The 8,904-nt window shown below is 71.0% G+C and carries 10 protein-coding genes and 1 pseudogene; 5 read left to right on the top strand and 6 right to left on the bottom strand.

The features are described 5' to 3' along the window. Together DW299_RS13325 and DW299_RS13320 are read right to left on the bottom strand one after the other, a co-directional pair. A partial coding sequence (locus tag DW299_RS13325) for a glycoside hydrolase family 3 N-terminal domain-containing protein (protein WP_136036887.1) occupies positions 1-1,037 on the bottom strand: 1,037 nt, incomplete at its 3' end. A gap of 72 nt (positions 1,038-1,109) precedes the next feature. Then, positions 1,110-2,222 carry an aminotransferase class V-fold PLP-dependent enzyme gene (locus DW299_RS13320; RefSeq protein ID WP_168443146.1) on the bottom strand — a complete coding sequence of 371 codons (1,113 nt, stop codon included), beginning with the start codon at positions 2,220-2,222 and terminating at the stop codon, positions 1,110-1,112. A 186-nt stretch (positions 2,223-2,408) separates the two neighbouring features. Between DW299_RS13320 and DW299_RS19635 the strand changes: the two genes are divergently transcribed. Further along, on the top strand, positions 2,409-2,543 hold the full coding sequence (locus DW299_RS19635; protein ID WP_275089379.1) for a hypothetical protein: 135 nt from the start codon (positions 2,409-2,411) through the stop codon (positions 2,541-2,543). A 152-nt stretch (positions 2,544-2,695) separates the two neighbouring features. Next, the gene (locus DW299_RS13315; protein ID WP_136036885.1) at positions 2,696-3,028 is read left to right on the top strand and encodes a hypothetical protein; all 333 of its coding nucleotides are present in this window, start codon (positions 2,696-2,698) and stop codon (positions 3,026-3,028) included. Between the two features lie 11 nt (positions 3,029-3,039). Here the strand turns inward: DW299_RS13315 and DW299_RS13310 are convergent, their stop codons facing one another. Both DW299_RS13310 and DW299_RS13305 read right to left on the bottom strand, forming a co-directional pair. After that, on the bottom strand, positions 3,040-4,224 hold the full coding sequence (locus DW299_RS13310) for a zinc-dependent alcohol dehydrogenase (protein ID WP_136036884.1): 1,185 nt from the start codon (positions 4,222-4,224) through the stop codon (positions 3,040-3,042). A gap of 101 nt (positions 4,225-4,325) precedes the next feature. Next, complete coding sequence (locus DW299_RS13305) at positions 4,326-5,654, bottom strand: cytochrome P450 (protein WP_136036883.1); 1,329 nt, start codon at positions 5,652-5,654, stop codon at positions 4,326-4,328. Positions 5,655-5,799: 145 nt separating this feature from the next. Here DW299_RS13305 and DW299_RS13300 point away from each other — a divergent pair, with 145 nt between their 5' ends. Then, positions 5,800-6,237, top strand: coding sequence for an SRPBCC family protein (locus DW299_RS13300; protein ID WP_136036882.1), 438 nt, complete (start codon positions 5,800-5,802; stop codon positions 6,235-6,237). A gap of 16 nt (positions 6,238-6,253) precedes the next feature. Here the strand turns inward: DW299_RS13300 and DW299_RS13295 are convergent, their stop codons facing one another. Continuing rightward, entirely contained in the window at positions 6,254-7,075 is an 822-nt protein-coding gene (locus DW299_RS13295) for a shikimate 5-dehydrogenase (RefSeq protein WP_205814400.1), read from the bottom strand. Between the two features lie 504 nt (positions 7,076-7,579). Here DW299_RS13295 and DW299_RS13290 point away from each other — a divergent pair. After that, entirely contained in the window at positions 7,580-7,786 is a 207-nt protein-coding gene (locus tag DW299_RS13290) for a cold-shock protein (RefSeq protein WP_136034351.1), read from the top strand. Positions 7,787-7,876: 90 nt separating this feature from the next. On the opposite strand, the gene DW299_RS13285 is transcribed toward DW299_RS13290, so the two are convergent. Next, the gene (locus DW299_RS13285; protein WP_136036881.1) at positions 7,877-8,542 is read right to left on the bottom strand and encodes an HAD hydrolase-like protein; all 666 of its coding nucleotides are present in this window, start codon (positions 8,540-8,542) and stop codon (positions 7,877-7,879) included. Between the two features lie 156 nt (positions 8,543-8,698). On the opposite strand from DW299_RS13285, the pseudogene DW299_RS13280 reads away from it, so the two are divergent. Beyond that, positions 8,699-8,904: pseudogene (locus tag DW299_RS13280) on the top strand (response regulator); the annotation flags it as partial.

Raw genomic sequence — 8,904 nt, 5'->3', positions numbered from 1 at the left:
TCCCCGTGGTCGCGGCGCCAGGCCGAGAGCTCGGCGAGCCGCGCCGCCGCCTCCTCCGCGCGCGCGACAGGCAACGCGCCCGACAGCAGCGCCTCGTACACGGCGTGCAGCACCTCCTCGAACTCGACCTGGTCGGTGCGCTCGCCGCCGACCTGCGGGTTGAGGGCGGGGTTGCCGATGCACACGAGGTCTGCGCCCGCGGCGAGGGCCCCGACCGCGCCGGGCCCCGAGCCGACCGTGCCGCGGATCGCCGCCATGTCGACCGCGTCGGTGATGAGCACCCCGTCGAAGCCCAGGTCGCGGGCCAGGCGCAGGCTCGTCGGGTTGAGGGTCGCCGGTGCGTCGCCGAGCGCGGGCACGCGGATGTGCGCCGTCATGAGGGTCTTCGCGCCCGCCTCGATCGCGGCGCGGAACGGCGGCAGATGCACGGCGTGCAGCTGTTCGAGCGTCACATCGGCGGTCGCCGGCGCCAGGTGCGAGTCGGTGACGGTGTCGCCGTGACCGGGGAAGTGCTTGGGGCACGCGGCGACCCCGGCGGACTGGATCCCCCGGACGGCCGCGGCGGCATGGCGGGCGACGACGTCGGGGTCGGCGCCGAACGAGCGGACGCCGATCACGGGGTTGCGCGGGTCGGCGTTGACGTCGACGGTCGGCGCCAGGTCGACGTCGATGCCCGCGGAGGCCACGAGCCGGCCGGTCCAGGCGGCGACGCGCTCGGTGAGGTCGATGTCGTCGAGGCGGCCGAGCACCGCGTTGCCGGGCGTCGATGAGCCCGCGGCCGCTTCCAGGCGGGTGACGATACCGCCCTCCTCGTCGACGCCGATCAGCGCTCCGGGATGTCGTCCGTGGATCTCCGCCGAGAGCGCGCGCGGCTGATCCGGGTCGGCGGGATCGAGGTTCTGCGCGAAGTACACGACGCCGGCGAGACCGTGGTCGAGCGCTCGCCGGAGCCAGTCGGGGGCGGTGCGCCCGGCGAATCCGGGCCACAGCAGGCTGTGGGCGAGGCGGCTCAGGGCGGGGTCGCGCGGCGCGGGCATGAGCATCTCTCGGTCGAGGGCGGCCTGTTCACGACGAAACTAAACTACGAACGCGCGCCCGTCAATGAAAATTCATGACACCAGCGCGCACGCCCGGATGACCGCCTGCACCACCACCGGCACCTGCTCCGGCGTGAGGCACTGCGGATTCAGTGCGATCTCGTCGCCGTCCACGCCCACCACGACCGCGGGATCACCGGAGCGCAGACGCTCCGCAACCGCCGCTGCCGTCGCGTGCAGCGGCCGTACGTAGGCGCGCGGGATCGAGGCGGGCTGGATGCCGGGGCTCTCCAGCACGTGGCGCCGCACGCGCAGATCCGCGCACCCCGCGAGCCCCGCGACCAGCTCCGACACCATCCGCTCCCGGGCGGCCTGCTCCACGGCCTCGTCCCGCCGAGCGAACAGCTCGACCGCCGCCACCAGCCCCACGATCGTCTCCTTGTCGGTCTTCATCCCCCGGGCGACACCGTGGTGCGGATAGGCGACGGCCGCGCACGCGGCCACCAGCTCGCGCCGACCGAGGATCATCCCCGACGACTGCGGTCCGCGGACCTCCTTGCCACCGCTGAGCACCACGAGGTCGGCACCCTCGTCGAGCATCTGCCGCACCAGCGCCCGCGGCGGCACCTCGGCGGCGGCGTCCACCACCAGCGGGATGCCGTGCTCGTGCAGCACCGCGGCGACCTCCGCGAGCGGCGGCGAGCCGGGCAGCGACCGGGCCTCCGCCATCCACAGCAGGAGCGCGGTCCGGTCGCTGAGGGCCCGGCGCAGCTCCTCCACGCTCGCCCCCGTCGCGTCCTCCACCTCGACCACGCGGGCACCCGCGACCGCCACCGCCGTGTCGTAGCGGTTGCGATGGCCGCGCAGCATCAGGCACTCGTCCGGCAGTCCGGAGGCGCGCGGCAGCCGGGCGCGCAGCTCCGGGTGGTCGCGGGTCATCGCGGCGGCCGTGGCGACCGTGAGCCCCGCGGCCGCTCCCGCAGTGACACAGGCGGCCTCCACATCGAGCGCGGCGGCGATGCGTTCCCCCGCCCGAGCTTGCAGGGCGTGCAGGTCGACGTAGGCCCCGGCGGCCTCGCGCATCGCGTCGAGCACCTCGGGCGCCAGGAGCGAGCCGCCGACCGCGGTCACCGTGCCCCACGCGTTGATCAGCGGTCGAAGTCCCAGGTCGCGGTAGACGCTCATGAGCGCACACGCTAGCGCCTCGATCGCTTCCGGCGGCCGTGCCATCACCCCGACCGCTCCCTCGCGAGACGCCGTTCCCGACCGGCCGACGGCGACGCTTTTTTTGCCGCTCAGCAGGAAATTTGACTTCTATGCCGTTCCGGGTATGGTCAGGGGTTACGCCAGCCACGAAAAGGGGAAGCGCACATGTCCGGAAAGTCCACCCAGGGTCGAGCGAGCAAGAAGGCCCCGCAGCTCTCACTCAAGGAGAAGCGGGCCGCCAAGAAGGCCAAGAACGCTCCAGACGAGTTCCTCAAGCCCCGCAAGGGCGCGAAGGGCTGAGGACTCCCCGGACGGCGGCATCGCGGCGGACGCTGCGGATGCGCGTCCGAGAGGTGCGCCGGATACCCGCGCGACGAGGTGCTGTCAACGGCCCTCCCCTCGCGCGGCATCCGGCGCACCCTGGACGTCTCATCCGACGAGAGGAGCACGCCATGACGCACGACGAGGGCCACCTGAACGATCCGGAGCGCATGCAGCCGGAGGAGGAGGACAGGGTCGAGTCCGGCGCGGAGCCCACCGACCCCACGTATCCGTCCCCCGATGCCGGGTCCGCCCGACCCGGTGCCGGTCCGATCTCGGAGCACCTCGCCGAGCGGGGCGGGGACGACGCCGACCTCATCGAGAACGTGCCGGCGGGCGGTGCGGGGGCCGACGCGGGCGCCGGGCAGGCCGCCCGCGTGGACCCGTCATCCGACGCCTCCGTGCCGGACGAGTCCGAGCACAACGACGAGCCCGGCATCGGCACTCGGCGCCCGGAGGACTGATCACCCCACGGTCACACCGTGGACGGATGCAGCACGACCTTGATGCAGCCGTCCTCCTTCTGCTGGAACGTGCGGTAGAGGTCGGGTGCGTCGTCGAGCGGGGCGTGATGCGTGGTGAGGTCCATCACGCCGAGCGGATCGGCGGCGTCCTCCACGAGCGGCAGCAGGTCGTCGATCCAGTTCTTGACGTTGCACTGCCCCATCCGCAGCGTGACCTGCTTGTCGAACATCGTCTTCATCGGCAGGATGTCGGCGTCACCCGCATAGACGCCACTCAGCGACACGGTCCCGCCCCGTCGCACCGCGTCGATCGAGGCGTAGACCGCGGCGAGGCGGTCGATCCCCGCCTTGTCGAGCAGCTGTCGCGCGGCGGGATCGGGCAGCAGCCCCACGGCCTTCTGCACGAACTCGATGCCGCTGTTCCCGTGGGCTTCGAGCCCCACCGCGTCGACCACGGAGTCGGCCCCGCGGCCCTCGGTGGTGTCGCGGATCTCGGCGACGACGGTGTCGGTGAGGTCGAGCGTCTCGATGCCGTGCCGTTCGGCCATGGCCCGCCGCTCGGGCACCGGGTCGACGGCGATGACGCGGTGCCCGCGGTGACGGCCCACCCTGGCGACGAACTGCCCGACCGGGCCGAGGCCCATCACGGCGAGGGTGCCGCCCTCCGGCACCTGCGCGTACTCCACGCCCTGCCACGCGGTGGGGAGGATGTCGCTGAGGAACAGGTAGCGCTCGTCGGGAAGGTCGGGCGCGACCTTGATGTGGTTGTAGTCCGCAAGCGGCACCCGCAGGTACTCCGCCTGTCCGCCCGGCACCTGGCCGTAGAGCTTGGTGTAGCCGAACAGGGCTGCTCCGCTGCCGTACTCGCGCACCTGCGTGGTCTCGCACTGCGACTGCAGGCCGCGACGGCAGAAGAAGCACTCCCCGCACGCGATGTTGAACGGGATGACGACCCGGTCTCCGGGCTGCAGCGAGGTGACGTTCGCGCCCACCTCGACCACCACACCCATGGGCTCGTGCCCGAGGATGTCGCCGCGATCCAGGAATGGACCGAGCAGCTCGTACAGATGCAGGTCGGAGCCGCAGATCGCCGATGAGGTGACGCGGATGATCGCGTCCTCCGGCTGCTGGATGTGCGGGTCGGGGACCTCCTCGACCGTCACCGTGCGCTTGCCCTGCCAGGTCAGTGCCTTCATGATGTCCTCTGCTCCGGTCGACTGTGGTCGTCCCAGCCTCCGCGTCGCCGGTCGGTGTGAACACCCGGTTGACAGGTGCCGTGGCGCATGCGATCCCGCGCTCAGTGGAAGGGGCAGCCGCGGCCGGAGCCGGCCGCGCGCACCCGTCCGCCGGACGCGGGCTTGGTGGGCAGCCGTCGTCGGTTCACCGCGAGGCCCTCGTCGAGCACGCGCAGCCGCGGGTCGCTGAGCACCGCGATCGCAGCCGTGAGTCCCGCGACCACGAGCTTCTCGCCGGGGCAGCGGTGTCCCGTGGCGACGTCGGCCCCGCCCTGCGGGATGAACGTCTTCACCTCTTCGTGGTCGGTCACGTCGGTGAAGCGCTCCGGGGCGAAGCGGTGCGCGTGCGCCCACGACTGCTCGTCGGTGTCGGTGCCGAGGATGTCGAGCACCACGCGACCGCCCTTCGGCACCCGCACGCCGTCGATCTCGATGTCGGTGAGCGCACGCCCCGGGAGCATCGGCACGAACAGTCCCGTGCGCCGCACCTCCTGCGCGAACCGGGTGGCGAGAGCGCCGCCCACGAGAGCCTGCCGTTCCGCGGTCTCGGCCGCGATGCGGGCGCGCCACTCCGGGTGGTCGTGGAGCTGCTTCGCCGCGAACGCCACGAACCGGGCGGCGGCGATCATCGGCCGGATGCTGTTCTGCAGTTCGATGCCCGCGGTCCGTGCGGGGAGCAGGGTGCCATCGACGTCGCGATGCGCGGCCCACAGCGCGAGGGCGGTGCCCTCAGGAGCCGCGAGCGTTCCGGCGCGGACGGCCTCGATGAGGCGCTGAGCGTGCCGGTCGGACCACATCCGGTTCGCGGTCGCGGCGAGGTAGGCGGGCGAGTACGGCGCGCCGAACCCGTCGACGATCTGGGCCAGCCGAGCGGCCCAGCGCGTCTTCGCGGCGGGCGTCCCCGGAAGGCCCGCCCAGCCCATGATCGCGCGTCCGAACGCCCCGACGGCCGCGTCATAGGCGCTGCGGGTGCCGCCGTCGAGCCAGGCGTCGCGCTCCCGCGCCCACTCCCGCTCGAGCCAGGGCGTGAGCCGCGCGACCTGCTCGTCCTCGTAGGCGACCGCGACGAACGTCGCCTTGCGGTGACGGTGGGCGTCGCCGTCGAGGCTGTGGACGGAGCCATGCCCGAACAGCGTCTCCTGCACGATCGCGGGCATCGCGCCGTGCCGGGCGATGCGACTCTCGTCGTAGAACAGGTCGATGCCCTCGGCGCCGCGGACGAGGGCGGCCTCGTCGCCGAGCAGGTGCATCGGGGCAGACCGGGCGCCCGGTCGTGCACGCCGCCAGATGCGGGCTCCGAAGTCGTAGCCGCGGGTCAGGAGGAACGGGGAGTCGTCGCGCACGATCGTCTCGACGCCGTGCGAGATCCGGCCGGTGAGTCTGTGGAGCATGACTCGACCCTCGCAGCGCTGGGACCGGTCCTCCAGGGGGGAGCGTTCGGCGATGGACTGTGCTAGCGGTGAGGGGACGACGCTTGTCAAGCGCCTGTGCAGGCGGTGTGCGCACCCGTCACACTGGCGGCGGAACGGAGGAACCATGGCGACGAACACCCGAGACCTGGCGTGCACCACCGAGGACGTGTTCCGTGTGCTGGCGGACGGCTGGCTGTACCCCGCCTGGGTCGTCGGAGCGTCGCGCATGCGCGATGTCGACGCGGCCTGGCCCGCTCCGGGCGCGCAGCTGCACCATTCGGTCGGCGTGTGGCCCGCGCTGCTCGACGATACGACCGAACTGCTGCAGTGGCATCCGCCGCACCGGGCGGTGCTGCGCGCGCGCGGCTGGCCGGTCGGCGAGGCGCAGGTCACCCTGCGGGCGAGGTCGACGGCGACCGGCTGCCAGGTGCGTATCGACGAGGAACCCGTGAAGGGCCCCGCGACCCTGCTCCCCCGCTTCCTGACCGCACCGATCCTGCGGTGGCGCAACGCCGAGACGCTGCATCGGCTGGCCTATCTGGCCGAAGGGCGTGCCGGGTGATCGGTTGCGCGGGGATTCATGCCCCGGATCGCATATAGTCTTCGGCGGCCTGGACCTGGGCCGGTGTCGGACGCACACCGGTGTAGAGCACGAACTGCTCGAGCGCCTGGAGGGTCGCGACCTCGGCGCCGGTGATGACCGTGGCGCCCGCCGCACGCCCCGCAGCCACCACGGGGGTCTCCGCCGGCAGCGCGACCACATCGAACACCACCGTCGATGCCGCGATCGCCTGCTCGCTGAACGAGAGCGCGTGCTCCTCGGCCCCGCCCGCCATGCCGATCGGCGTGACGTTGACGAGCACGTCCGCTGTCGCGTCGCTGGGCTCCGGACGCCAGTCGAAGCCGTAATGGTCCGCGAGGGCGCGCCCGCGGGCTTCGTTGCGGGCGACGATCGTGAGGTCGGTGAAGCCCCCGTCGCGGAAGGCCGCAGCGGTCGCCTTCGCCATGCCGCCCGAACCCCGCAGCAGCACAGACGACCGCGGGTCGATGCCGTTGCGGGCGATCAGGGTCGCGATCGCCGAGTAGTCGGTGTTGTAGGCGGTCAGTACCCCGTCGTCGTTCACGATGGTGTTGACGGAGTCGATCGCGCGCGCGGAGGCGTCCATCCGATCGACGAGGCCGATGACATCCTCCTTATAGGGCATGGAGATCGCGCATCCGCGGATGCCGAGTCCGCGGACACCGGCGATCGCCTGGGCCAGATCGGTCGGCGCGAAGGCCTTGTAGATCCAGTTGAGCCCCAGTGCCTCGTAGAGGTGGTTGTGGAAGCGGGTTCCGTTGTTGCTGGGTCGCGCGGACAGCGAGATGCACAGCGTCATGTCCTTGTTCAGCATCGTCACCGCCTCAGGCTACCGGCGGCGAGGATCCGTGGCGGGAACGGTCGTCCTCCCCTATGGTGAAGGTGCATGCACAGGGGATTGATCGTCTCCGTCTCTCCCCAGGAGACGGACGGCCCACCCCAGGGGCACGACGATCCGTGTATGCGATTGGGCCCTCTCGAGTAGTTCAGTCCCCAATGGGCTACTCGAGGGGGCCGCTCTCGTTCATTCTCCCACCAATTTTCGGATTTGTCCCCCAAAAGGGGGACAAGGAGGTCCGAAAGGGGTTAGGCTGTCTCTGACGCACCCTCCGGTCGTCTTCGGCCCTCATCGCTCCCCCCGCGGTGAGGGCCACACCATTTTCCGGGAGCGGATCGAAAGCCCCGCCGCGCTGGTCGCATGACGCTCATGCAACATTTGGATTACCTTCTTGCCTCTCCTATTGCCGCCGGGGTCGCCTCCACTAGCGTTAGCGATGTCGGTGCACCCCTGCGTCGGCTTCTAGATCAGCAGAACAGGCAGTACATGAGCACCCAGGGCACGGTCAAGTGGTTCAACTCGGAGAAGGGCTTCGGCTTCATCTCCCCCGACGACGGAGGCGCTGACGTCTTCGCGCACTACTCCGCCATCCAGTCATCCGGCTACCGGTCTCTCGACGAGAACCAGCGAGTCGAGTTCGATGTGGCGCAGGGTCCGAAGGGCCTGCAGGCAGAGAACATCCGCCCGCTCTGACGCGGACGACACCGGGACTCCCCGTCTGAAGAACGCACTCGAGCGTCCTTTCGACGGGGAGTTCCGCTTTCTGCGTCAGTGGTGACGGGCTCAGCCGAGCAGCAGGGCCCGCAGTTCGTCGACCGAGGCGACGCGGAACGCCGCGTCGCCTCCCTCGTGCGGGTCGCTGAAGCCCCACTCGACGAAGATCACGGGGACGCCGTTGGCCTTGCCGCCCTCGACATCATGATGGCGGTCGCCGACGAGGACGGGGCGTGACGTGTCGACGCCGAGCGCGCCCAGGCGGCGCAGGGCTTCGGCGACGATGTCGGTCTTCGACGCGAGCGTCGCCTCGTCCGGAGTCGCGCCGACGGTCGTGAGGAAGGCGGGCCGGAGACCGAAGTGGTCGACCAGCGCATCGACCTGGTTCTCCGGCTTGGAGCTCGCGGTCGCCTGCGGCACTCCCGCGGCATGCAGGTCGTGGATGAGCTCGGCGACACCGGGATACGTGCGCACGTCCGTGGTGTAACCGTCGGCCTTGCCCAGCGTGCGGTAGAACGCCACGGCCTCGGCGGACTCCGCGGGCGTCATGCCGGCCTGGTCCTGGAACGACTGGAACATGGGCGGCCCGATCCAGTGCACCAGTTCCTCCCGCGTCGGGGCGGGACGGCCGAAGTGCGTGAGGACGACGTGCAGCCGACGGAGGATGCCGACCGAGGCGTCGACGATCGTGCCGTCGACGTCCCAGAGCACGCAGGTGTAAGGGGAGGGGGCCATCTCTCCAGCCTATGGGTCCGCGGACGCCTGCCCGGTCCTGCTGCACGGGTGTGCAGTCTCACGCGTGCTCCCCGGATCGCGTGGCCGCGGCGCGAACGGCGGAATGCTGCACCGTAGGGTCGTGACAGCGGCGGGAACGCGAGTGAGACTGGGGAGATGTTCGTGTCGATGGAAGTGATCACCATCCTGGGGTCGACGGTGACGATCATCGTCGCGATGGCAAGCGGCTTCGGCTGGCTCGTCACGCGGATGGATTCGCGGTTTGCGGCATCGGATGCGCGGATCGCGATGGTCGAGGGGCGATTCTCGGGCATGGAAGAGCGGATGGATGCGCGGTTCGCGGCGTCGGATGCGCGGATGGA

It is taken from the genome of Microbacterium sp. K35, assembly GCF_004794375.1.
Taxonomy (GTDB): Bacteria; Actinomycetota; Actinomycetes; order Actinomycetales; family Microbacteriaceae; genus Microbacterium; species Microbacterium sufflavum.
Note: the sequence above shows the minus strand (reverse complement) of the source record. Positions and strands in the feature narration are given on the sequence as shown.

Excerpts from the sequence above, each read along its gene's own strand:
- DW299_RS13320 (WP_168443146.1), bottom strand. The coding sequence starts at position 2,222 with ATGAGCGTCTACCGCGACCTGGGACTTCGACCGCTGATCAACGCGTGG.
- DW299_RS13290 (WP_136034351.1), top strand. The coding sequence starts at position 7,580 with ATGAGCACCCAGGGCACGGTCAAGTGGTTCAACTCGGAGAAGGGCTTC.
- DW299_RS19635 (WP_275089379.1), top strand. The coding sequence starts at position 2,409 with ATGTCCGGAAAGTCCACCCAGGGTCGAGCGAGCAAGAAGGCCCCGCAG.
- DW299_RS13285 (WP_136036881.1), bottom strand. The coding sequence starts at position 8,542 with ATGGCCCCCTCCCCTTACACCTGCGTGCTCTGGGACGTCGACGGCACG.
- DW299_RS13315 (WP_136036885.1), top strand. The coding sequence starts at position 2,696 with ATGACGCACGACGAGGGCCACCTGAACGATCCGGAGCGCATGCAGCCG.
- DW299_RS13310 (WP_136036884.1), bottom strand. The coding sequence starts at position 4,224 with ATGAAGGCACTGACCTGGCAGGGCAAGCGCACGGTGACGGTCGAGGAG.
- DW299_RS13300 (WP_136036882.1), top strand. The coding sequence starts at position 5,800 with ATGGCGACGAACACCCGAGACCTGGCGTGCACCACCGAGGACGTGTTC.
- DW299_RS13305 (WP_136036883.1), bottom strand. The coding sequence starts at position 5,654 with ATGCTCCACAGACTCACCGGCCGGATCTCGCACGGCGTCGAGACGATC.